17 protein-coding genes are annotated in these 22,833 nt (G+C 71.2%); 10 read left to right on the top strand and 7 right to left on the bottom strand.

The window, feature by feature from the left end; all coding sequences use genetic code 11:
* Window positions 1–98: 98 nt before the first annotated feature.
* Entirely contained in the window at window positions 99–3,992 is a 3,894-nt protein-coding gene (locus AC1G9L_RS14960) for a YhdP family protein (RefSeq protein ID WP_481069411.1), read from the top strand.
* A 184-nt stretch (window positions 3,993–4,176) separates the two neighbouring features.
* Window positions 4,177–5,619 (top strand): metalloprotease TldD, encoded by a 1,443-nt coding sequence (tldD, locus tag AC1G9L_RS14955; RefSeq protein WP_104609472.1) that lies wholly within the window; start codon window positions 4,177–4,179, stop codon window positions 5,617–5,619.
* A 156-nt stretch (window positions 5,620–5,775) separates the two neighbouring features.
* Here the strand turns inward: tldD and yjgA are convergent, their stop codons facing one another.
* The gene (yjgA, locus tag AC1G9L_RS14950; protein ID WP_019802490.1) at window positions 5,776–6,372 is read right to left on the bottom strand and encodes a ribosome biogenesis factor YjgA; all 597 of its coding nucleotides are present in this window, start codon (window positions 6,370–6,372) and stop codon (window positions 5,776–5,778) included.
* Between the two features lie 95 nt (window positions 6,373–6,467).
* Here yjgA and pmbA point away from each other — a divergent pair, with 95 nt between their 5' ends.
* From pmbA to AC1G9L_RS14930, 4 genes are all read left to right on the top strand, one after another.
* Window positions 6,468–7,832 carry a metalloprotease PmbA gene (gene pmbA, locus AC1G9L_RS14945; protein ID WP_481069410.1) on the top strand — a complete coding sequence of 455 codons (1,365 nt, stop codon included), beginning with the start codon at window positions 6,468–6,470 and terminating at the stop codon, window positions 7,830–7,832.
* A gap of 316 nt (window positions 7,833–8,148) precedes the next feature.
* Window positions 8,149–8,526 (top strand): DUF4870 domain-containing protein, encoded by a 378-nt coding sequence (locus AC1G9L_RS14940; protein WP_010344465.1) that lies wholly within the window; start codon window positions 8,149–8,151, stop codon window positions 8,524–8,526.
* A gap of 172 nt (window positions 8,527–8,698) precedes the next feature.
* Complete coding sequence (locus AC1G9L_RS14935; protein ID WP_481069409.1) at window positions 8,699–10,126, top strand: DUF1800 domain-containing protein; 1,428 nt, start codon at window positions 8,699–8,701, stop codon at window positions 10,124–10,126.
* A 37-nt stretch (window positions 10,127–10,163) separates the two neighbouring features.
* Complete coding sequence (locus AC1G9L_RS14930) at window positions 10,164–11,297, top strand: DUF1501 domain-containing protein (protein WP_481069408.1); 1,134 nt, start codon at window positions 10,164–10,166, stop codon at window positions 11,295–11,297.
* An 84-nt stretch (window positions 11,298–11,381) separates the two neighbouring features.
* On the opposite strand, the gene AC1G9L_RS14925 is transcribed toward AC1G9L_RS14930, so the two are convergent.
* Window positions 11,382–12,476, bottom strand: a complete 1,095-nt coding sequence (locus AC1G9L_RS14925; RefSeq protein WP_209248285.1) for a M35 family metalloendopeptidase — start codon at window positions 12,474–12,476, stop codon at window positions 11,382–11,384.
* 257 nt (window positions 12,477–12,733) lie between these two features.
* Here AC1G9L_RS14925 and AC1G9L_RS14920 point away from each other — a divergent pair, with 257 nt between their 5' ends.
* Complete coding sequence (locus AC1G9L_RS14920; protein WP_481069407.1) at window positions 12,734–14,290, top strand: GH39 family glycosyl hydrolase; 1,557 nt, start codon at window positions 12,734–12,736, stop codon at window positions 14,288–14,290.
* 191 nt (window positions 14,291–14,481) lie between these two features.
* Here the strand turns inward: AC1G9L_RS14920 and AC1G9L_RS14915 are convergent, their stop codons facing one another.
* From AC1G9L_RS14915 to AC1G9L_RS14895, 5 genes are all read right to left on the bottom strand, one after another.
* The gene (locus AC1G9L_RS14915; RefSeq protein WP_481069406.1) at window positions 14,482–15,363 is read right to left on the bottom strand and encodes a polyprenyl synthetase family protein; all 882 of its coding nucleotides are present in this window, start codon (window positions 15,361–15,363) and stop codon (window positions 14,482–14,484) included.
* On the bottom strand, window positions 15,353–15,616 hold the full coding sequence (locus AC1G9L_RS14910; RefSeq protein WP_010344458.1) for an exodeoxyribonuclease VII small subunit: 264 nt from the start codon (window positions 15,614–15,616) through the stop codon (window positions 15,353–15,355). The genes AC1G9L_RS14915 and AC1G9L_RS14910 overlap by 11 nt, the downstream gene beginning before the upstream one ends.
* A gap of 31 nt (window positions 15,617–15,647) precedes the next feature.
* Entirely contained in the window at window positions 15,648–16,991 is a 1,344-nt protein-coding gene (gene tilS, locus AC1G9L_RS14905) for a tRNA lysidine(34) synthetase TilS (RefSeq protein WP_481069405.1), read from the bottom strand.
* 632 nt (window positions 16,992–17,623) lie between these two features.
* Window positions 17,624–18,193 carry a WG repeat-containing protein gene (locus tag AC1G9L_RS14900; RefSeq protein WP_481069404.1) on the bottom strand — a complete coding sequence of 190 codons (570 nt, stop codon included), beginning with the start codon at window positions 18,191–18,193 and terminating at the stop codon, window positions 17,624–17,626.
* On the bottom strand, window positions 18,190–19,896 hold the full coding sequence (locus AC1G9L_RS14895; protein ID WP_019801733.1) for an alkaline phosphatase: 1,707 nt from the start codon (window positions 19,894–19,896) through the stop codon (window positions 18,190–18,192). The genes AC1G9L_RS14900 and AC1G9L_RS14895 overlap by 4 nt, the downstream gene beginning before the upstream one ends.
* A 152-nt stretch (window positions 19,897–20,048) precedes the next feature.
* Between AC1G9L_RS14895 and AC1G9L_RS14890 the strand changes: the two genes are divergently transcribed.
* The 3 genes from AC1G9L_RS14890 (at window position 20,049) to AC1G9L_RS14880 (ending at window position 22,832) form a co-directional block, all read left to right on the top strand.
* On the top strand, window positions 20,049–21,389 hold the full coding sequence (locus AC1G9L_RS14890) for a cation:dicarboxylate symporter family transporter (protein ID WP_019801732.1): 1,341 nt from the start codon (window positions 20,049–20,051) through the stop codon (window positions 21,387–21,389).
* A gap of 7 nt (window positions 21,390–21,396) precedes the next feature.
* Window positions 21,397–22,233, top strand: coding sequence for a class I SAM-dependent methyltransferase (locus tag AC1G9L_RS14885; protein WP_481069403.1), 837 nt, complete (start codon window positions 21,397–21,399; stop codon window positions 22,231–22,233).
* A gap of 119 nt (window positions 22,234–22,352) precedes the next feature.
* Window positions 22,353–22,832, top strand: a complete 480-nt coding sequence (locus AC1G9L_RS14880; protein WP_010341292.1) for an acyl-CoA thioesterase — start codon at window positions 22,353–22,355, stop codon at window positions 22,830–22,832.
* Window position 22,833: the final 1 nt, after the last annotated feature.

Here is a 22,833-nt window from a genome sequence, read left to right as displayed (position 1 = left end):
GGATTGGTTGAGCGGCTCGGTCGCGACCGGTTGCCGTCCGCGCGCATCGCGTTGGCTGTTGCGAATCCCCAATCCCCAATCCCCAATCCCGGCACCTGATGCATCCCCCCCTGCGCCGCCGCTTGCGTCTGGCTCGCCGTTTCGCGTTCTATGCGATGGCGATCGGGCTGGTATGCGTGGCCCTGGCGGTGGGGGCGCTGAGCCAGGCGCTGCCGTTCGTGGAGCAGCATCCGCAGCAGGTGGCGGCGTGGCTGAGCGAACGCGCCGGGCGGCCGATCCGCTTCGACCGGCTGGAGACGGCCTGGACCCGGCGCGGTCCGTTGCTGCGCCTGGACGGCCTGCGCATCGGCGCCGGCGAGGGCGTGCGCATCGGCCAGGCCGAGGTGCTGGTGTCGATGTACGCGGGGTTGCTGCCCGGGCGCTCGTTCACCGAGCTGCGCCTGCGCGGGCTGGCGCTGACCCTGCTGCGCGCCGACGACGGCAACTGGAGCGTGCAGGGCCTGCCGACCTCGGGGCAGGGCGGCGATCCGCTGGATGCACTGCAGGGGCTGGGCGAACTGCAGGTCATCGATGGCCGCCTGCGCGTGCACGCCCCGTCGCTGGGCCTGGAAGCGCAGGTGCCGAAGATCGATCTGCGGATGCGCGTGAACGGCGAGCGCCTGCAGGTCGGCGTGCAGGGCTGGAGCGATCTGCAACAGGCGCCGCTGACCGCGGTGCTGGAGTTGGACCGACACAGCGGCGACGGCCAGGCCTATCTGGCGGTGCGCCCGGCGGAGCTGGCCGGCTGGGCCGGCCTGCTGCATGCCGCCGGGATCGAACTGCAGGGCGGCGTCGGCGAGGTCCAGGGCTGGCTGGACCTACAGCAGCGCCGTGTCGCCGGGGTGACCGTGCAGGCCACGCTGCGCGATCTGCGGCTGCGCGGCGCGCCGCTGGCCGACGGCCGCACCCGGCCGTCGCTGGCCTTCACCACCTTCCGCGCGATGGCGCGCTGGCGCCAGATCGACGGCGGCTGGCGGCTGGATGCGCCGCAGCTGCAGTTCGGCCAGGCCGGACAGCCGCTGCAGCGCCTGGATGGGCTGACCGTGGCCGGCGGGCGCCATTTCGCCCTGTTCGGCGACCATCTCGACGTGGCGCCGCTGATCGCGGTGGCCGGACTCAGCGACCGCCTCTCGCCCAGTCTGCGCAGTTGGCTGTCGGTGGCGAAGCCGCGCCTGCAACTGACCCAGGTGGCGGTGAGCGGGGTGCCGGGCGGTCCGCTGTACGGCCAGGGCCGGCTGGCCGAGCTGGCGTTCGCGCCGGCCGGCGGCGCGCCCGGTGTGAGCGGGCTGCGCGGCCGCTTCGACGGCGATGCGCAGGCCGGCGAACTGGCGCTGGAGGCCGGCAGCCCGGTCCGCGTTGACTGGCCCAGCGGCTTCGGCGTGGTCCACCAGGTCCAACTGGCCGGGCGCATCGTCGCCTTCCGCGACGGCGCCGGCCTGCGCGTGGCGACCCCGGGGTTGCGCGTGCAGGGCAGCGACTACGGCGCCGACGTGCGCGGCGGACTGCGCTTCCAGGACGACGGCTCGCGGCCGTGGATCGACCTGGCCGCCGACCTGCAGGACGCGCCGGTGGTGGCGGCGAAGAAGTTCTGGGTGCACTCCAAGATGAGCAAGGCCGCCACCGACTGGCTCGACGCCGCGTTGCAGGGCGGGCGCCTGCGCGACGGCCATGCGCTGGTCTCCGGCGACCTGGACGACTGGCCGTTCGCCGACCACAACGGCCGCTTCGAGGCGACCGCGCGGCTGGAGGACGCCAAGGTGCGCTTCCAGCACGACTGGCCGGCGGTGGAGAACGTGGACGCCAGCGTCGCCTTCATCGGCAACGGCTTCGAGGTGCACGGCCGCGGCAGCATGGGCGGGGTGCCGGTGGAGCAATTGTCGGCGGCGCTGCCCGACTACAAGGAAGGTCAGCTCAGCGTGCTGGCCAGCACCCGCGCCGAGACCGGCAAGCTGCTGGCGATGCTGCGGCAGAGCCCGCTGCGCGCCCGCTACGGCGACACCCTGGATGCGCTCAGCGCCTCGGGGCCGGCCGATGTCACCTTCGACCTGCTGCAGCCGCTGCGTGCCGGTGTCGGCACCCACCACCTGCGCGGCACGGTCGACCTGCTCGGCGCGCACATCGCCGACAAGCGCTGGGACCTGGCGTTCGACGATATGCGCGGCAGCGCCGATTACAGCGATACCGGGTTCGCCGCGCAGAAGCTGAGCGTGGCCTACCAGGGCCACCAGGGCGAGCTGGCGCTGCGCGCCGGCGACGGCGTGCAGGATCCGCAGCAGGCCTTCGAGGCGGCATTGAGCGCGGCGCTGGACGCCAACGAACTGCTCGACCGGGTGCCGGAAATGGCCTGGCTCAAGCCCTACGTGCAGGGCCGCTCGCGCTGGAACATCGGCGTCGGCCTGCCCAAGACGCCCGACGGCGGTGCGCAGCCGCCGACCCGGCTGCAACTGCGCTCGGACCTGGTCGGCACCGAGCTGTTGATGCCGGCGCCGATGGACAAGGCGCCGGCGACGCCGCTGGCGACCTCGGTCAACGTGCCGCTGCCGGTCGGCAGCGGCCGTATCGAGGTGGCTTTCGGCAAGCTGATGGCGCTGGCCGCGCGCAGCCAGGGCGGCAAGACTGGCGTGCGCGTGGTGATGGGCAGCGATCACGTCGCCGACGAACCGCCGGCCAGCGGCCTGGTGGTGAGCGGGCGCACCGCGGCGCTGAACGCCATCGACTGGATCGGCGTGGTCAGCCGCCCCGATCCGAACGCCGCCGCGGCCAACGGCGGCGAAGACCCGATGCCGCTGCGCCGCATCGACATCCTTGCCGATCATCTGCTGTTGCTGGGCGGGGTGTTCGACAGTACCCGCCTGCGCCTGCTGCCGCAGGCCGACAGCATCGACGTGCACCTGGACGGCCCGGCCCTGGCCGGCGACCTCAGCGTGCCGACCAAGGACGGCGGCGTGCTCGGCGGGCGCCTGGCGCGGGTGCACTGGCGCTCGGCCACGGCCGCGTTGCCGGCGGCGGACGGCACGCCGACCGCGGTGGTCGCCACGCCCGCCGACAGCGGCGTGGCCGGCAGCGCCGGCCCGGTCCCGGCCGGCCCGTTCGCCGACAGCCTGGACCCGGCGGCGATCCCGGCGCTGGCGCTGGACGTGGACGACCTGCGCTTCGGCGCGATGACGCTCGGCGCGGCCTCGCTGCGCACGCGCAAGCTCGCCGACGGCATGCAGGTGGACCAGCTGCACCTGCGCTCGGACAAGCAGAAGATCGACATAAGCGGCGACTGGCGCGGCAAGGGCGCCACCGCCCGCACCAGGCTCAACGCCAGCGTCGACAGCCGCGACCTGGGCGAGTTGATGCAGAACCTGGACTTCGGCGGGCAGGTGCGCGGCGGCGAAGGCCAGCTGACGCTCAGCGCCGCCTGGCCGGGCACGCCGTCCGGCCTGCAGCTGGCCACGGTGCAGGGCCAGCTCGACGTGGCCGCGCGCAATGGGCAGTTGCTGGAACTGAACCCGGGCGCCGGGCGCGTACTCGGCCTGCTCAGCGTGGCGCAACTGCCGCGGCGGCTGATGTTCGATTTCCGCGATTTCTTCTCCAAGGGGTTCGCCTTCAACCGCATCGACGGCCAGATCCGCTTCGGCGACGGCATGGCGCGCAGCGACAACCTGGTCATCGATGGCCCGGCCGCGGAGATCAAGGTGCGTGGCGCGGCCGACCTGCGCGCCCAGCAGTTCGACCAGACCATCGACGTCAATCCCAAGTCCGGCAACCTGCTGACCGTGGTCGGCGCGGTGGCCGGCGGACCGGTCGGCGCGGCGGTCGGCGCCGCCGCCAACGCGGTGCTGGGCAAGCCGCTGGGCAACATCGGCGCGCGCACCTACCGGGTCACCGGGCCGTGGAAGGATCCCAAGGTGGACGTGATCGAGCGCGAATCGGCGCGGTCGCCGGCGCCGTCGGGTACGCCCTAGATCGCGCGCCGTCCGCAGGAGCGGCTTCAGCCGCGATGGGGCATGACCGGTAACGCCCGTCGCGGCTGAAGCCGCTCCTACGAGGCGATAGGGGTGACGGCACAGAGACCCACGGCGCGCTGTCCATTCCCGTGCGGTGCCGCCCCCGCTTGCGCTGCGCGCCTTCCTCCCCCATGTTGAGCCCATGAACGATCACGCCCTGAGCCTCGCCGAAACCCGCCTGTTGCTTCCCGCCGGCCTGGATGCCACCAGCCTGGAGCGCGCCTTCGGCACGCTGCTCGGCCCCGGCATCGACTTCGGCGACCTGTATTTCCAGCATTCGCGGCGCGAGAGCTGGAGCGTGGAGGACGGCATCGTCAAGGACGGCGCCCACTCCATCGAGCAGGGCGTCGGGGTGCGTGCGATTTCCGGCGAGAAGACCGGCTTCGCCTATTCCGACGACATCCACCGCGACGCGCTGCTGGCCGCGGCGCAGTCGGCGCGGGCCATTTCCCGCGACGGCGGCGCGCAGCCGGCGCACGCGCTGCAGCGCGGCGGCGGCCGCGCGCTGTATCCGGCGCTGGATCCGGTGGACGCGATGGACAACGCGCACAAGGTGGAGCTGCTGCGGCGGCTCGACCAGTATCTGCGCGCCGCCGACCCGCGCGTGCAGCAGGTGATGGTCAGCCTGTCCGGCGGCGTGGACACGGTGCTGGTGGCGCGCAGCGACGGCGTGCTCGCCGCTGACGTGCGCCCACTGGTGCGGCTGAACGTGCAGGTGATCGTCGAACAGCAGGGCCGCCGCGAATCCGGCTATGCCGGCGGCGGCGGCCGCTACGACTACACCACGCTGTTCGCCGACGGCCGCCCGGAAGCCTTCGCCCGCGAGGCCCTGCGCCAGGCGCTGGTGAACCTGGAGGCGGTGCCGGCGCCGGCCGGGGTGATGCAGGTGGTGCTGGGTCCGGGCTGGCCCGGCGTGCTGCTGCACGAGGCGGTCGGCCATGGCCTGGAAGGCGACTTCAACCGCAAGGGCACCAGCGTCTACGCCGGCCGCATCGGCCAGCGCGTGGCCTCGCCCGGCGTCACCATCGTCGACGACGGCACCCTGGACGGCCGCCGCGGTTCGCTCAACGTCGACGACGAGGGCACCGCGACCAACTGCACCACCCTGATCGAGGACGGCGTGCTGGTCGGCTACATGCAGGACACGCTCAACGCGCGGCTGATGGGCGTGGCGCCGACCGGCAACGGCCGCCGCGAATCGTTCGCGCACCTGCCGATGCCGCGCATGACCAACACCTACATGCGCGCCGGCCAGCACGATCCCGAGGAGATGATCCGTTCGGTGAAGAAGGGCCTGTACGCGGTCAACTTCGGCGGCGGCCAGGTCGACATCACCAGCGGCAAGTATGTGTTCTCGGCCACCGAGGCCTACCTGATCGAGGACGGCAAGGTCACCGCGCCGGTGAAGGGCGCCACCCTGATCGGCAACGGCCCGGAGACCATGCAGAAGGTGCGCATGATCGGCCACGACCTGGCGCTGGACGAAGGCGTCGGCGTCTGCGGCAAGGATGGGCAGAGCGTGCCGGTGGGCGTGGGCCAGCCGTCGCTGCTGATCGACGGGCTGACTGTGGGCGGGACGGCTTAGGGGCCGGCAGTGGGGATTCGGGAATCGGGAATCGGTAAAGCGGGCGCCGCGGTGCGCTGCGGCAGTGCCGGCCTGACGGGTAGGTTCATTGCGCGCCGCGCTCGCTTGGCTGGGAGTGGGGCGGCGGCCGTGCGTGGCAGCCGGCGGCGCCGCGCCTCAGTCGCGCGTGTCGTCGAACGCCGTGTCGTCGTCGGCTTCTTCGGATTCCGACTCTCCATTCCCCATTCCCGACGCGCCACCCAGGATCATCTCGCGCAGTTCCCGGAACAACTCGCGGTAAGCGTGCGGCGGCTTGTTCTTCAGCCGTTCGTCCTTGGCGTTGCGGACCAGCTGGCGCAGCCGCTGGCGGTCGGCGTCGGGGTGTTCGGCCAGCAGTTCGGCCAGCGCGGTGTCGCCTTCGGCGAGCAGTCGTTCGCGCCAGTCCTCGACCCGGTGCATGGCCGCCACTTCGCGGCGCGCGCTGTCGCTGTTGACGTCCATCGCCTCGCGGATCGCTTCCAGCACCGCCTCGTCCTCGCGCCGCATCTGCTTGGCCAGGAACGCCAGCTGCCGCTTGTGCGCGATGTGCGAGGTGATGCGCTTGGTCTCGGCGATATGCGGCAGCAGCGACTCGGGCACCGGCAGCTTGGCCAACTGCGCCGGGGTCAGCGCCACCAGCTTCTCGCCCAGGCTCAGCACTTCCAGCGCCTCGCGGCGTTGCTGGCTGCGGCTTTCGCCGCGGAATTCACCGGTGTCTTCGTCGCGTCCGCGCATGCTCGTACTACTCGATCGGGCTGGAAATCAAATCAACACATCCGGCCAGGACGGCCGGACAGGGGCGAAGGGATTCGCACAACAAGGATAAAGCATTGAACGCGATCACCCCCGATTTGCACCGCGACGACAGCCAGCAGCGCCTGGAGCGCCTGTCCGACATCGCTGAGCGACTGCTGGCGCGCGCCCGCGCGCTCGGCGCCAGCCAGGCCGAGGTCAGCTGCAGCGAAGACCGCGGGCTGGACGTCAACGTGCGCCTGGGCGCGGTGGAGACCGTGGAGTCCACCCGCGACCGCGGCATCGGCGTCACCGTCTACTTCGGCCAGCGCAAGGGCAGCGCCAGCACCGCCGACCTGCACGAGTCCAGCCTGGAGGCCACCGTGGCCCAGGCCTGCGCCATCGCCCGCTACACCGAGGACGATGTGGCCGCCGGCCTGGCCGAGGCGGCACTGATGGCGCGCGAGCAGCCGGATTTCGACCGCTGGCATCCGTGGCCGCTGCAGGCCGAGGAGGCGATCGACCTGGCGCTGGCCTGCGAGGCCGCCGGCCGCGACGCCGATGCGCGCATCAGCAACTCCGACGGCGCCTCGGCCGGCACCAGCGAGAGCCTGTCGGTGTACGCCAATTCGCATGGTTTCATCGGCTGCGAGCGCAGCACCCACCATTCGCTCGCCTGCACGCTGATCGCCGGGCAGGGCGACGGCATGCAGCGCGATGGCTGGTACAGCAGCGCGCTGGCGCGCGAGGACCTGGAGCGCGCCTCGGCGATCGGCCGCCGCGCCGCCGAGCGCACGGTGGCGCGGCTGCAGCCGCGCTCGCTGCCGACCGGCGAGGTGCCGGTGCTGTTCGCGCCGGAAATGGCGCGCTCGTTGATCGGGCATCTGCTCGGCGCCGTGTCCGGCGGCGCGCTGTACCGCCGCGCCAGTTTCCTGCTCGACAGCGCCGGCACCCGCCTGTTCCCGGAGTGGTTCGCGATCGACGAACGGCCGCACCTGCGCCGCGGCCTGCGCTCGGCCGCCTTCGACGGCGAGGGCGTGGCCACCCGCGACGCGCCGCTGGTGCGCGACGGCGTGCTGCAGCGCTACGTGCTGGGCAGCTATTCGGCGCGCAAGCTGGGCCTGCAGACCACCGCCAATGCCGGCGGCGTGCACAACCTGCAGGTGGCGGCCAACGCGGTGGACCTGCAGGCCATCCTCAAGGGCCTGCCGCGCGGCCTGCTGGTCACCGACCTGATGGGCAACGGCGTCAACCCTGTGACCGGCGATTACTCGCGCGGCGCCGGCGGATTCTGGATCGAGAACGGCGAAATCGCCTATCCGGTGGACGAGATCACCATCGCCGGCAACCTGCGGCAGATGTTCCAGGACATCGAGGCGGTGGGTGCCGATATCGACGTGCGCTCGCACGTGCACATCGGCGCGGTGCTGGTCGGCCGGATGACGGTGGCCGGCAACGACTGAGGGCCGCGACACGCGCCGCGAAGGGTGGCGTCGGCAACGTCGCACGCCCCGGGGCGTGGGCATCGCGCACCATGCGTTGGTGCTGCAGGCGCTGGCGGCACTGCACCTGTGAATCATGGCGAGGGGCTGCGCCTGATCGCCGCGACGCTGCGACGGGGGCGAGCGCGATCCGCTGCCGTATGGGCCGATGGACCGGCGCGGCGCCCGGCGTGGCGCGCGTCCCGCTGTGCCAGCCTCGCTTGACAGCGCTGCGCGGGCCGCCGAGAGTGACGCGCCAAACGTCTTGTCCCCTCACCACCAAAGGAACGGAATACCGATGAGCGAATTCGACAACGTCACCGCCCCGCCGCCGCCGCCGGCCTCGGCAGGCCCCCAGGAAGACCGCACGGTCGCGCTGATCACCCATCTGTCGGGGATCCTCCTCGGGTTCATCGTGCCGCTGATCATCTGGCTGGTGAACAAGGACAACCCGGCCAAGTCCTTCCTCAACGATCAGGCCAAGGAAGCGCTGAATTTCCAGATCACCATCGCCATCGCCTACGTGATCTGCATGGTGCTCAGCGTGATCATCATCGGCGGTTTGCTCGCGCCGGTGGTGTGGGTGGTGAACCTGGTGCTGTGCATCCTGGCCGGCATCAAGGCCAACGAAGGCGTCGCCTACCGCTATCCGTTCGCGCTGCGCCTGATCAAGTAAGCGCACCTGCGAGGCATGTCCGAAGGCCCGGCCGTTGCGCCGGGCCTTTTTTGTGCCCGCACTGCGCGCCGGCGGGAGAGCACAGAGCGGCCGAGCGTCACGCCGCCTCCGGCCGGTCAACCGCGGCCCGAGCGGTGCGTTTGCAAGGCTGTCGCCATCACCGGAGCGCCGCATGATCCGCCGCGAGAGCTTGAGCGCCGCCAACCGCTTCGGCCTGGGCGCCCGTCCCGGGGAACTGGCCGCCATGGGCGAGCCGCGCGACTGGCTCGCCGCGCAATTGCAGTCGCCCCCATTGGCGGCGGAGTTGCAGGGCCTGCCCGACAGCCTGGCCTACCTGCGCCGCGAGGCCGACTACCAGCGCGAACGCCGCCAGGCGCGGCAGCAGATGGCCGGCGATCCGCAGCAGGCCGCCCGGCAGGCGCAGCAGGCCGCGCGCGGGCTGTACCGGCAGGCACAGGCGCAGGAACTGGCGGCGCGCTACCGGGTCGCGGTGGCCAGCCCGGCCGGCTTCGCCGAGCGCCTGGTGCAGTTCTGGTCCAATCATTTCGCGGTCTCGGTCGACAAGCGCGCAGCCGCGCTGTACGCGGCGCCGATGGAACGCGAGGCGATCCGCCCGCACTGCATGGGTCGCTTCGCCGACCTGCTGCTGGCGGTGGAGCGGCACCCGGCGATGCTGCGCTACCTGGACAACGCCAATTCGGTCGGCCCCGACTCGCTGCTGGCGCAACGCGCGCAGCGCCGGGCCATGCGCATGGATCCCGAACGCCCGGCGCGCCGCCTGGGGCTCAACGAGAACCTGGCGCGCGAGATCCTGGAACTGCACACCCTCGGCGTGGACGGCGGCTATACCCAGGCCGACGTCACCGAACTGGCGCGTGCGATCACCGGCTGGGGCGTGCCGGCCCCGCGCGATGTCGAGCAGGGCATGCCCGAGACCGCCTTCGTGTTCCGCGCGCCGGCGCATGCCGCCGGCAGCCGCCTGGTGCTGGGCCGGCGCTATGCCGAGGACGGCGTGGCGCAGGGCGAGGCGATCCTGACGGCGCTGGCGCGGCACCCGGCCACCGCGCAGCACGTCTCGTTCAAGCTGGCCCGGCACTTCGTCCGCGACGATCCGCCGCCGGCGTTGGTGCAGCGCATGGCCGACGCCTGGCGGCGTAGCGATGGCGACCTGCGCCACGTCTACCGCGCCCTGATCGACAGCCCCGAGGCCTGGGACGCGCAGGCGCGCAAGTTCAAGCCGCCGCAGGATTTCGTGGTGTCGGCACTGCGCGCCGGTGGTTCCTGGCCTGAAGCGCCGCCGCAGCAGAAGACCGTGCTGACCCTGCTGGCGCGGATGGGGCAGCCGCCGTTCACCCCGCGCTCGCCGGCCGGCTATGCCGACGTGGCGGCGGAATGGAGCGGCGCCGACGCGCTGTGGAAGCGCGTGCAGGCCGCCGAGGCGCTGGCCGGGATGGCCCCGGGCGATCCGCTGGCGCTGGCCGCGACCGCGTTCGGCGATGGTCCGGATGCGGACACGCTGACTGCGGTGCGGCGTGCCGAATCGCCGCGCGAAGGCGTGGCGGTGCTGCTGGCCAGCCCGGCCTTCCAATGGCGCGCCTGAGCGGTGCGCGGTCCGATCCGCGATGGGAGAAGCTCCGATGCAACTGACACGCCGTCGTTTCCTTGCCGCCAGCGGTGCGGCCACCGTGTTGAGCCTGTGGTCGGGCAGCGGCCTGGCCGCGCCGGGCGCCGACACGCGCCTGCTGGTCGTGCTGCTGCGCGGCGCGCTGGATGGACTGCACGCGCTGGTGCCGACCGCCGATCCCGACTACGCACGCCTGCGCGGCGCACTGGCGCCGCAGCAGAGCCTGGCCCTGGACGGCAGCTTCGCGCTGCACCCGGCGCTGGCGTTCGCGCACGCGCTATACGCGCGCAAGCAATGGCTGCCGGTGGTGGCGGTGGCGCCGCCGTATCGCGAGCGCTCGCACTTCGAGGCGCAGGATTGTCTGGAGAATGGCACCGCGCGGCCCAGCGGCGCCTCCAGCGGCTGGCTCAACCGCTGCGCGCTGGCTCTGCATGGCGCCGAGGCGGTGTCGGTGAGCGCGGTGACGCCGCTGATCATGCGCGGCCCGGGCGCGGTCACCAGCTGGTCGCCGCCGCTGCCGAGCGCGGTCAATCCGATCCTGCTGCAGCGCCTGCAGCCGCTGTATGCCGCCGATCCGCAGCTGGCGGGCGATTTCGCGCGCGCGCTGCGCGAGCAGGGCATGCAGGTGGACAGCGACAAGGGCGGGCAACTGCCGCAGGCGATGAGCGCGGCGGCCAGCTTCATGGCCAAGCCCGACGGGCCGCGGATCGGCTTCGTCGAGAACGCCGGCTGGGACACCCACGGCAACCAGGCCGCGGTGCTGCAGCGCAAGCTTGGCGAACTGGATGCGGGGCTGCGCGCATTCCACGACGGCGCGCAGGCCTGCTGGTCGCGCAGCGTGGTCGCGGTGGTGACCGAGTTCGGCCGCACCGCGGCGGTGAACGGCACCGGCGGGACCGACCATGGCACCGGCGGCGTGGCCTTCCTGGCCGGCGGCGCGGTGCGTGGCGGGCGCATCGCCGGAGACTGGCCCGGCCTGTCGCCGCGGGCCTTGAACGAGGGCCGTGACCTGCGTGCCACCAGCGACCTGCGCAGCCTGTTCCGGCACGTGCTCGCTACGCATCTGGGCGTGTCCGAGCGCGCGCTGGACACCCAGGTGTTTCCCGGCAGTGCGGGATTGTCGAGGTTGGAAGGATTGGTGGCCTAGTCCACCAAGGCGTGCGGCACGGGCCGCACGTGAACCGGGCGCCGACGACGGGTCGGCGCCCGGACACTCACCGGCGCAGCGGACTCAGTTCTGCGACGGATTGTTCTCGGCGAAGTACTCGTGGCTGTCGGCGTTCTTCACCGCGCGCGCCGGATTGCTGGTGGCCAGGCTCTTGGCCGCGCTCTGGCCGTAGGCGTAGTCCTGGGTGCCGGCGACCACGCTGAAGTGGCTCATTTCGTGGATCAGGGTGCCGGCCTTGGAGTCGGTGCCGGTCACCGGCGCACTCCAGAACGCATTGCACACGTAGATCTGGTACGGCTGATCCGGATACACGTAGGCGTAGGAGCTGTCGCTGCAGCCGCAGTTGATGGTGATCTGCCCGTTGTTCTGGTCGATCGCCGAATCGATGTTGACGAAGTTGGAGGTGGCGGTGCTGTAGCGGCTGGCGTTGTAGGCGCCGAACCAGGTGGTGTAGCGCGCGCCGGTGCTGCCGCCGTTGAGGTAGGTCTTGGCGTTCTGCGAGTAGGTCCGCGCCGCGCTCACCGCGCTGCCGATGGTGCTGATCTGGCTGGTGCTGCACGAGGCGTAGTTGATGCCGTTGACTACCGCCTGCGGGCCGACCATCAGGTCGTTGCGCACCGCGCGGCCGCGGCCGCCGTCCAGCCACACCGTCAGCGGCGCGCTGGACAGGGTCTGCGGCTCGCCGTCGGCGCGCAGCATGCGCGCGCCATCGGCGAACGCGGCGCCCTGCAGCGGCGCGTCGAGGCGGATGCTGTAGGTGCCGCTGCGGGTCAGGTCGTAGGCCTGGCCGAGATCGATCTGCGCCTGGCGCGTTTCGCCCGGCTGCAGCACCACCATGTCCTCGGCACGCGGCGCGGCGCGCTTGACCAGGCGCCCGACGTAATCCACCGGCTTGCCGTCGCGCTGGACCTGGAACAGCGCGTTGTCGAGATCGCCCAGCGGCAGTTCCCACTTGGGCACGCGCGCGACCTGCGCGCCGGTGTTGCGGACGGTCACCGCCATCTGGCCGCGCTGCTGGCCGTCGGCGTCGGCGACCGGGGTCAGTTCGACCTGCAGCGGTGCGGGCGTGCGCGTGAGTTGCGATTGCGCGGTGGCTGCCGAGATGATGCCGACCAGGCTGAAGCCGATCGCTGCCGAGATCCGGGATGCGTGTTTCATGCAGTCTCTCTCCGTCGAAAGTGGGCGCCCCATGACAGGGGCCGAAGCAAACTAGCCCGGTGCCGCGCGCGTGCGCGCCCGACGCGCGTTTGTCTTCGATTTCGTCCAGCGAAGCGCGCGCCAGGTCTCACTATCGGCGTCACCGAGGTGCGCGGCGCCACGTTCGATGCATCGCGATGACGCGTTGCCTGAGCGTCGATGAACGCACCGTCGCGGCGATGCTAGAGTCGGCGTCCACCTCATGCAGGGGAAACGCCATGCGATGTCTGCGCCTGCTCTCGGCCATTGTGGTGGCCGCGTGGTCGTGCGTGGCCTTCGCCGCGCCGGTCACGCCGCGCGCGATCGTGCTGGACGTGCAGGAGCCGACCACGCCGCGCGATCGCTTCTACGATCTGTCGGTCGGCGCGGACTATCCGGGCACGCTGCGGCGCGAGGATAGCTTGGCGCAACTGCGCACCGCGCATGACGAACTGGGGTTCCGCTACGTGCGCTTCCATGCGATCTTCCATGACGTGCTGGGCACCTACCGCGAGGTCGACGGACAGCCGCGTTACGACTGGAGCGGGATCGATCGTCTGTACGACCGCCTGCTCGGCATGGGCATCCGCCCCTTCGTCGAACTGGGGTTCACTCCGGAGGCGATGAAGACCTCCGACCAACACATCTTCTATTGGAAGGGCAACACCTCGCACCCGCGGCTGGACCGGTGGACCGGGCTGGTGGACGCCTTCGTGCGCCACCTGCGCCAGCGCTACGGCGAGGACGAAGTGCGCCGCTGGTATTTCGAGGTCTGGAACGAGCCCAACCTCGCCGGCTTCTGGGAAGGCGCCGATCAATCCGCCTATTTCGCGCTGTACGCGGCGACTGCGCGCACGCTCAAGCGCATCGATCCGCAGTTGCGGGTGGGCGGCCCGGCCACCGCGGGCGCGGAGTGGGTGCCGGCGTTCATCGCCCAGGCGCATGCGATGGGCGCGCCGGTGGACTTCATCACCACTCATACCTATGGCGTGGACGGCGGCTTCCTGGACGAGCACGGCCAGAGCGACACCAGGCTGTCGCCTGCGCCGGATGCGATCAGCGGCGACGTGCGCCGCGTGCGTGCGCAGATCCAGGACTCGGCGATGCCCGGGTTGCCGTTGTACTTCACCGAATGGAGCAGCAGCTACACGCCGCGCGACCCGGTGCACGACAGCTACCTGAGCGCGGCCTACATCCTGAGCAAGCTGCGCGCGGTGGAAGGAGTGGTGCAGGGCATGAGCTACTGGACGTACAGCGACCTGTTCGAGGAACCGGGGCCGCCGACCGCGCCGTTCCAGGGTGGGTTCGGCCTGCTCAACCCGCAGGGCCTGCGCAAGCCGGCGTACTTCGCCTACCGGTATCTCAACGCGCTGGGCGAACGTCAATTGCGCAATGCCGATCCGCAGAGCTACGCGACCTACGACGACGGCGTGCTGAAGGTGCTGGCCTGGGAGTTCGTCGCGCCGCACCAGGACAAGAGCAATCGCCCCTATTTCACCCAGGTGCTGCCGGCCGCGCCGGCGCCGCCGCTGCGCCTGCAACTGCACGGGCTGGCGCCGGGCGCCTACCGCGTGGCGATCCGCCGCACCGGTTTCGACGCCAACGATGCCTACAGCGCCTACCTGCGCATGGGCGCGCCGACGACGCTGAGCGCGACGCAGCTGCGCCGCTTGCAAGCGTTGACCGCCGATGCGCCGGCGCTGCGACAGGTCCGGGTGCGCCGCGATGGCCGCGCGCAGCTCGACGTGCCGATGCGTGCCAACGACGTGGTGCTGCTGGAGCTGCGTCCGCGCTGAGCGCGTGTCCTTTCTGTCGTGGGCACGGTGCTCGCGCCGATTGGCGCGGGAGCAACCTCGGCCGCGCTTGCAGCCACGCATTTGTGGCTCGGGCGTGCGCTGCGCTCCGCCTGCACAGCAGCCTGCTGGCGTCGTGTGCGTCCGAGCGGCTTGCGCGTGTCGCACGCCGGCACGCGTGCAGGCGCAGTGCGCTAGTGCGCGCGATCGACCGCGAGCCGCGCCAGTGCCGCCAGCGCATCGGCGGCGTCGCCGTAGCCGTGCAGGCTGTCGCGCATCGCCTGCGCCAGTTCGGCCAGCTTGGCCTTGGCGCCGTCCATGCCCAGCAGGGCCGGGTAGGTGGATTTGGCCTGCGCCGCGTCCTTGCCGGCGGTCTTGCCGAGCTGTTCGGAGCTGGCTTCGACGTCGAGGATGTCGTCGCGCACCTGGAAGGCCAGGCCCAGCGCGGTGGCGAAGGTATCCAGCTGCGCGAGCGCGGCGGCATCGGCGCCGCCGCCGAGTGCGCCCAGGCGCACGCTGGCGCGGATCAGCGCGCCGGTCTTCAGCGCATGCATGCGTTGCAGGTCGGCCAAGGCCTGCACGCGGCCGGTGGCGTCGATGTCCAGCGCCTGCCCGCCGCACATGCCGGCCGCGCCGGCGGCCTCGGCCAGGGTCTGCAGCCACTGCACGCGCAGCGTCGGCGCCGCGTCCTCGGCATTGGCCAATAGCGCGAACGCCAGGCTCTGCAGCGCGTCGCCGGCGAGGATCGCGGTGGCTTCGTCGAAGGCGATGTGCACGGTCGGCTGGCCGCGGCGCAGGGCGTCGTCGTCCATCGCCGGCAGGTCGTCGTGCACCAGCGAGTAGGCGTGGATCAGTTCCACCGCCAGCGCCGGCGCGTCCAGGCGCGCGGCGTCGGCGCCGAACAGCGCGCCGCTGGCGTAGACCAGCAGCGGGCGCATGCGCTTGCCGCCGCCGAGGGTGGCGTGGCGCATCGCCGCGTGCAGGCGCTGCGGCGCCAGCGTGGCCGCCGGCAACTGCGCCTGCAGCCCGGCTTCCACCCGCTCGCGCCAGCGTGCGAACGCCGCCTCAGCCGCCATGGGGCGGCACGGAGTCGAAGGGTTCGGCGCTGTCGGGCTGCTCGGGATCGCTGAGCAGGCGCACGCGCAATTCGGCCTGCTCCAGCGCCTGCTGGCATTGCCGGTACAGGCCCACGCCGCGCTCGTAGGCGCTGAGCGACTGTTCCAGGCTCAGGTCGCCGGCTTCCATCTTCTCCACCAGCACTTCCAGTTCTTCGAGCGACTGCTCGAAGCGGGCGACCGGGGAGGCATCGTCTTGGGGCTTCTTGGGCATGGCGAAAGTGTGCGCGGCGGCGGCAGCAGGGTCAATGCGAGACGCGTGCCGGCGCCGGCAGCGGATCCAGTTCCAGGCGTGCAGCGTGCGCCTGTAGCCAGTCATGCAGTGGCGCGGCCAGCAGGTCCGGTCCGGCGGCCAGCAGTTGCGTGGCATCGAACAGCAGCGGCAGACGCATGCGCTGCCACGGCGGCAGCGCCTGCGTCTGCAGCAGGTGCTTGAGCGACTGCGACTGCGTGCGTCCGGGCAGGCGCAGGCGTTCGCCGCCGCGGCGCGCGCGCACCAGCAGCGGCGTGTCGAAGGCCAGTGCGGTCTCGGCCCGCAGGTGCAGACGGCGGCCATCGGGCAATGGCAGCGGAGTGCGGCCGTCCCAGTGCGCCTGCCAGTCGGCCGGCCAGGGAGCGAGGTCGCGCTCGGCGTACAGCGTGTCGCGCCAACTGTGCACGCAGGCGCCATGCCAGGCGAACTGCGCCGCTGCGTCGGCGCGCGGTTGCAGCAGGTCGCGTTCGATCGCGACCAGGCCGGCCGCCGGCAACGGCGGCAGCCCGGCCTGCGCGACCCAGTGGCGCAGTACGCGTGCGCGTCGCGCCGCGGGCAGGGCGCGCAGCGGGGCTAGCGGCAGCGGAGCACCCGGGGCGTCCTGCAGCACATCGAGCGCCGTGCGGTCGCCCGCCTCCAGCAGTGCACTGGCGTCGGCACATAGCCGCGCGCTGCGGGCGAGGGCGGCGTCGGCATGCGGCCAGCGCTGGCGCAGCAGCGGCAGCACCTGCAGGCGCAGGAAATTGCGGTCGAAGCCGGGGTCGGCATTGCTGGGATCGTCGATCCACTGCAGGCCGTGCCGCTGCGCATAGGCATGCAGCGCAGTGCGCGGCTGCGCCAGCAGCGGCCGCCACAGGCGGCTGCCGGCGAAATCGGACAGCGCCTGCATCGCTGCCAGGCCATCCGGGCCGGAGGCGCGCAGCGCACGCAGCAGGAAGGTCTCGGCCTGGTCGTCGCGGTGTTGCGCCAGCGCCAGCCACTCGCCGGGTTGCAGCGCCTGCGCGAAGGCTTGGCGCCGTGCTTGCCGCGCTGCCGCTTCCAGGCCATCGCCGCTGTCGCGCGGCACCTGCACCCGCACCACCTGCAGCGGCACCGCCAGCGCGTTGCACACAGTTGCGCAATGCGCGGCCCAGGCATCGGCGTCGGCATGCAGGCCGTGGTGCACGTGCAATGCACGCAGGCCGGCGTCACGGTAGGACGGTTGTTGCGCGAGCAGGTGCAGCAGCACGGTCGAATCCAGCCCGCCGCTGAGGCCGAGCAGCAGCGGCGCCGGCGCCGGATCGGGCAGTGCGGCGGCGAGTGCGGACAACGGCGGTGTATAGGCATGCGGTGGCATCGCGTCACTGTAGACGCAAGCGCAGGTCAGCGCGAAGCGTGGCATGGCGATGTCTTTGCGCTTGATAGCGTTGTGGGGGGACTTCAGTCCCGATGCCTTTCAGTTCAATGCGTCGGGACTGAAGTCCCTCCCACAAGCGCAATTGTCGGCAATCGTGGCTGTCCCGGATGCTTGCTCAGCCCGGTGCCCGCTCGATGTCGGCCGCCAGCACGCGACGACTGGCTTGCCGCTAGCACGCGACGGCACTTGAAGCCGCACAACGTGCGTTGACCACTGTGGGAGGGACTTCAGTCCAGATGCTTTTCAGTTCAATGCGTCGGGACTGAAGTCCCTCCCACAAGGCAGTTGTCGGCACTCGGGGCTGTTCCGCATGCTTGCTCAGCTCGGTGCCCGCTCGATGTTGGCGGCCAGCACGCGATGACTGGCCTGCCAGCGCGCGACGACGCTTGAAGCCGCGTAACGTGCGTTGCCCCCCTGTGGGAGGGACTTCAGTCCCGACGCGAGGATGTCTCACCTCGCGGAGGATGCGCTTCCCGCGACATTGCGGGAGATGCAGTAAGAGATGCGTTGCAGAGGACCAGCCATGTCGGCGCTTCTGCGACAACGCGGCCATGCCGCACACGATCATCGGCTCAGCGCTTGGGCGCCGGCACCTCGCGGTTGTGGCGATCGATGGAGTACCAGCGGCCGCCCTGCATCGGCGTGTGCCCATCGGCGTCGGGCGTGCCGGGGCGGCAGCCGTCGCAGACCGCGGCGACACCGTGCTCGAACGGCCAGGCGAAGTCGTGGACCGGCGCGATCACCTCGCGCAGTTGCCGATCGTAGAAGCCGATCCGGCCATTCAAAATGCCGCGGGTCAGGCCTTCGGCGAAGCCATCGGGGCCGTTGTCCCAGGTGATCACCGGCAGGCTGCGACCATCGGTGCGGACGTAGTAAAAGCGCGTGCCGACGCTCAGCAACGCCAGCCCGTCACGGTCGAAGTGCAGGCGCCGCAGCGCCTGCGGCGTCAGCGCCAGGTGCTCGTCGGCGCCGAGCTTGCAGCCCGGCACGACGTCGCGGTCGGTGGTCGGATCGCCGAGCCGGCAGGCGTCGTCGGGCTGCGCCTGTGCCTGCACAGCGACTGTGGTTGCCGACAGCGCGAGCAACGCCGCTGCCGCATGCACGCGGCCACGGCGCCACGGCCGGGGCAGCAATCGGCTCACTGCGCGGTCGCAGCGCTGGTCATGAACGCCGCCGGCTTGGGCAGTTCCACCGGCACGCCGTCGCCGTTGCAGGTGCCGGCCTGGCACAGCCGCGCGCGCAGGGTCGGCGTGGCCTGCACGATCACGTGGTAGATCACGTTCTCTTCCAGGCTGCCGCGGAACGCATTGCTGCCGGGGCCGCGCGCCCAGATGCCGACGTCGTCGCCGCCGTGGGTCTCGGCCTTGGTCGGCACCAGCGCTTCCTGCATGAAGTCCGGGCTTTCGGTGTCGACATGGGTCAGGTCGGGACGGCCGTTGGCCGGCTCGAAATTGCTCGGCGCATGCGGGAAGGTCTTGATCCCGGCCGGCTGCTGGTTGCTGGCGCCGGTGTAGCCGGGGCCGTTGGCGTAGCTGAGCGTGGCGTAGGGTTGGCCGTTGCCGTCCAGCGCGAGGTCGCCGGTGTTGGCGTCCTCGCCGCTGGTGCCGCGCACCTTGCCCAGGATCGGGTTGCCGCGCTGCGGGTAGCCGACGAAGTTCAACGTGTGCGAGTGGTCGGCGGTGACGATGATCAGCGTGTCCTCGGCCGAGGTCGCCTCCGCCGCGGCCTGCACCGCCTGCGACAGGGCGATGGTCTCGTCCAGCGCGCGGTAGGCGTTGCCGGCGTGGTGCGCGTGGTCGATGCGGCCGCCTTCGACCATCAGCACATAGCCGTTCTTGTCCTGCGACAGGGTGCGGATCGCGGCCTTGGTCATCTCGGCCAGGCTCGGGTCGCCATTGGCGCTGCGGTCGCGGTCGTGGTCGAACTGCATGTGGTCCGGCTCGAACAGGCCCAGCAGCGCCGGCGCGTTCTGCGCCGCTTCCAGTTGTCCGCGGGTCCACACGTAGGCGCCCTGCGGATGGCGCTGGCGCCATTCGCCGACCAGGTCGCGGCCGTCCAGGCGCAGGCCGACCTTGTCGTCGTACTCCGGGTCGCGCTGCTCGACCGTGGTGAACTGACCGCGGCCGCCGGCCAGCATCACCTGCGGGCCGCGCCCGAAGCGCGCGCTCACCATCTGCTGGGCGATGTCGCGGCAGCCTTCGGCCACCGCCTTCTCCGGCAGGTCGGCATCGCTCTCCCAGTTGCGCTCGGGCACGTGCGCGTAGGTCGCGGCCGGGGTGGCGTGGGTCAGCCGGGTGGTGGTGACGATGCCGGTGCCCATGCCGGCGCTGTCGGCCAATTCCAGCCAGCTCAGCAACTGCTTGCCGAGGCTGTCGGCGCAGGCGTCGCGCTTGCCGGCGGACACGCCGATCGCGCCCATGTGGGTCTTCACCCCGGTGGTGATCGAGGTCATGGTGCCGGCCGAATCCGGCGTCTGCGAATCGGTGTTGTAGGTCTTGCTCAGCGCGGTGGCCGGGAACGCCTCCCACGACAGCTGGTTCTCCTCGCCGGAGGCGCCCTTACGCTGGCCGTCGAGGATGCGCGCGGCGGCGACCGTGGTCAGGCTCATGCCGTCGCCCAGGAACAGGATGACGTTCTTGGCCTTGCCGCGCATCGCACCATTGTTGGCGGCCTTGGCGGCGCCGCTGCGGTACCACCAAGCCGGGGTCTCGCCGGCCGGATGGGCCACGGCGGGGACGGCGATCGGCGCGACGTTGGCGCTGGCGGCCGGCGCGTGCGGCGTGCTGGCGCAGGCGCCCAGCAGCAGGGTGGAGACGGCGGCGAGAGCGGAAACGGGAAGGCGCATACGCAGAACGGGTCCTGAACAACGAAGTCCCCCGCATTATGCCGGCTGCGACAAGGCACGCCGATGACATCGCGCCTTTCCAGCCATGGCGTCGTCGCTGCTGCCGGGGTGCGCTATCGTGCGAAACCCCCCGATCTCTCTGGACAGCGTCGATGAAACTGGTGACGGCCTGGTTACGCATTCCGTTCTGGCAGCGCGTGGTCGCCGGCTTCCTGCTGGGCGCCCTGGCCGGCTGGGCGCTGGGCCCGACCGCGGAGACCTGGTTCAAGCCGCTGGGCGATCTGTACGTCACCCTGATCAAGATGATCGCGGTGCCGCTGGTGTTCTTCGCGGTCATCAACGCCATCTCGGCGCTGCACGGGCAGCAGTCGGTGGCCAAGCTGGGCGGGCGCACCTTCCTGTGGTTCGTGGTCACCGCGGCGCTGGCGGTCGGCGTCGGCCTGGCCGTGGGCACCGTGCTGCAGCCGGGGGCCGGCCACCTGGGCCTGCGCGTGGACAGCGCCTGGAAACCGGGCGACGTGCCCAGCCCGGTGCAGGTGCTGCTGGACGTTGTGCCGTCCAACCCGTTCTATGCGCTGACCGGCATCGGCAAAGACACCAATGCTGCAGGCGAGAAAGTGCTGGCGGCCGGGCGCGGTTCGATCCTGCCGGTGATCTTCTTCGCCGCGCTGCTCGGCTTTGCCATGGTCAAGCTTGGCGAGCGCGTGGCCGAGGCGCGCAAGCTCACCAAGCAGATGAGCGAGATCATGATCCAGGTCACCCGCTTCGTGCTGGAGATGACCCCGCTCGGCACCTTCGGCCTGATCGCCGCACTGGTCGGCGGCTACGGCTTCGGCAAGCTGCTGCCGTTCGGCAATTTCGTGCTGGCGCTGTACCTGGCCTGCGCGATCCACATCGTGGTGGTGTACAGCAGCCTGCTGCTGGTGCACGGGCTCAACCCGTGGAAGTTCTTCCGCGGCGCCGCGCCGGGCATGCAGGTGGCCTTCGTCAGCTCCTCCAGTTTCGCCGCGATGCCGGTGGCGCTGCGCTCGATCACCCACAACCTCGGCGTCAACAAGGACTACGCGGCGTTCGCGGTGCCGCTGGGCGCCAGCATCAAGATGGACGGCTGCGGCGCGATCTTCCCGGCGCTGTGCGCGGTGTTCATCGCCCAATACACCGGCGTGCCGCTGACCGCCAACCAGTATTTCGTGGTGCTGATCGCCTCGGTGCTGGGCAGCTTCGGCACCGCCGGCGTGCCCGGCACCGCGGTGGTGATGGCCACGGTGGTGCTGAGCGCGGCCAACCTGCCGCTGGAGGTGATCGGCTATCTGTACGCCATCGACCGCGTGCTGGACATGATGCGCACCATGACTAACGTGACCGGGCAGATGCTGGTGCCGGTATTGGTGGCCAAGGAAACCGGTCTGCTCGACCGCAGCATCTACGAAGCCGCCTCAAGCAATGTCGGCCTGGAAGATCCGCCGGTCGACGGTTCCGGCCAGGTGCGTTGATGCTGCCGTGAGCACGCCTGTCGAGCGCCTGCGTGTGCAGCTGCGGCAGTTGCCGGAGTTGACGCTGCGCGAGGGCGTGCTGGTGCACGACGCATTGCCGGACGACCCGTTCGAGCAGCGCTATCTGGACGTGCGCCGCCGCGAAGGCCGTCTCTACAGCGACGCGCAGGTGCGCACGCTGCCGCAGCCGCCCGGCGCGCTCGGCGCCAGCCACGAATGGCGGGTGCGTGCCGAATCGTGCCGGCGCCTGCTGCGCCACCTGCGTGCGCGCGGCGGCGACGGGCCGCTGCTGGAACTGGGCTGCGGCAACGGCTGGCTGTCGCATTGCCTGGCCAGCGGCCTGCAGCGCGAGGTCTGCGGCGTGGACGTCAATCGCACCGAACTTGCCCAGGCGGCGCGGGTGTTCGCCGACGCGCCGCGGCTGAGCTTCGTCGCCGGCGACATCCTGCGCCTGCCGCTGCCGGCGCAGCGGTTCGATGTCGTGGTGGTGCCGGCCTGCATCCAGTACTTCGCCGATCCGCGTGCGCTGATCGCACGCTTGCTGCGGCTGCTGCAGCACGATGGCGAACTGCACATCCTCGACAGCCCGTTCTATGCCGACGCCGAGCAGGCCCGAGCCAGCGCCGCGCGCAGCCTGCGCTACTTCAGCGACCTGGGCTGCGCGGAACTGGCGCAGCAGTACCACCAGCACACCGACGCAGTGCTGGACGGCATCGTGCTGCGCCGGTTGTTCGACCCCCGACGGCTGTCGGTGCGCTGCCTGCGCGCGCTGCGCTGGCGCCAGCCGCATTTTCCGTGGCTGTGCATCCGCAAGCGCGACAACCTGGCGCTGGCCGCGGCGTAGTCGACCCCATCGGCCGGCCGGCACAGCGCCGCCGTGACCGCAGGCCATTGCGGTGCCATTGCGATTGGCGGCGTCGGCGCATGGCAGACTGCCGCCTTCTTCCCCTGCATGGATTCCCGATGAGCGGCACGCAACGCGAACTGACCTTCCGCTTCCTGGCCGAACCGATCGACGTCAACTACGGCGGCAAGGTCCACGGTGGCGTGGTGATGAAGTGGATCGACCAGGTCGGCTACGCCGCCGCGGTGGGCTGGAGCGGCCACTACAGCGTGACCGTGGCGGTGGGCGGCATCCGCTTCGTGTCGCCGATCCGCATCAGCGACATGGTCACGGTCAGCGCCAAGCTGGTCCACACCGGTACCAGCAGCATGCATTTCGCCATCGAGGTGCGCGCCCGCGACCCGATGGGCGGCGAGCCGCGCCTGTGCACCCATTGCATCATCGTGTTCGTGGCCCTGGATGGCGTCGAAGGCCGGCCGACCGCGGTCCCGGCCTGGCATCCGGATACCCCGGAAGACCACCGCCTGGCCGAGTACGCGCAGAAGGTTATGGAGCTGAGCAAGGGCATCGAGGACACCATCGCGCATTACCACGGCTGAG

Source organism: Xanthomonas sp. NCPPB 1132 (assembly GCF_056629235.1).
Note: the sequence above shows the minus strand (reverse complement) of the source record. Positions and strands in the feature narration are given on the sequence as shown.

Bases quoted from the DNA above. Each gene is read 5' to 3' on its own strand.
- AC1G9L_RS14960 (WP_481069411.1), top strand. From the start codon at position 99: ATGCATCCCCCCCTGCGCCGCCGCTTGCGTCTGGCTCGCCGTTTCGCG.
- tldD (WP_104609472.1), top strand. From the start codon at position 4,177: ATGAACGATCACGCCCTGAGCCTCGCCGAAACCCGCCTGTTGCTTCCC.
- yjgA (WP_019802490.1), bottom strand. From the start codon at position 6,372: ATGCGCGGACGCGACGAAGACACCGGTGAATTCCGCGGCGAAAGCCGC.
- AC1G9L_RS14940 (WP_010344465.1), top strand. From the start codon at position 8,149: ATGAGCGAATTCGACAACGTCACCGCCCCGCCGCCGCCGCCGGCCTCG.
- AC1G9L_RS14935 (WP_481069409.1), top strand. From the start codon at position 8,699: ATGATCCGCCGCGAGAGCTTGAGCGCCGCCAACCGCTTCGGCCTGGGC.
- AC1G9L_RS14930 (WP_481069408.1), top strand. From the start codon at position 10,164: ATGCAACTGACACGCCGTCGTTTCCTTGCCGCCAGCGGTGCGGCCACC.
- AC1G9L_RS14925 (WP_209248285.1), bottom strand. From the start codon at position 12,476: ATGAAACACGCATCCCGGATCTCGGCAGCGATCGGCTTCAGCCTGGTC.
- AC1G9L_RS14920 (WP_481069407.1), top strand. From the start codon at position 12,734: ATGCGATGTCTGCGCCTGCTCTCGGCCATTGTGGTGGCCGCGTGGTCG.
- AC1G9L_RS14915 (WP_481069406.1), bottom strand. From the start codon at position 15,363: ATGGCGGCTGAGGCGGCGTTCGCACGCTGGCGCGAGCGGGTGGAAGCC.
- AC1G9L_RS14910 (WP_010344458.1), bottom strand. From the start codon at position 15,616: ATGCCCAAGAAGCCCCAAGACGATGCCTCCCCGGTCGCCCGCTTCGAG.
- tilS (WP_481069405.1), bottom strand. From the start codon at position 16,991: ATGCCACCGCATGCCTATACACCGCCGTTGTCCGCACTCGCCGCCGCA.
- AC1G9L_RS14895 (WP_019801733.1), bottom strand. From the start codon at position 19,896: ATGCGCCTTCCCGTTTCCGCTCTCGCCGCCGTCTCCACCCTGCTGCTG.
- AC1G9L_RS14890 (WP_019801732.1), top strand. From the start codon at position 20,049: ATGAAACTGGTGACGGCCTGGTTACGCATTCCGTTCTGGCAGCGCGTG.
- AC1G9L_RS14880 (WP_010341292.1), top strand. From the start codon at position 22,353: ATGAGCGGCACGCAACGCGAACTGACCTTCCGCTTCCTGGCCGAACCG.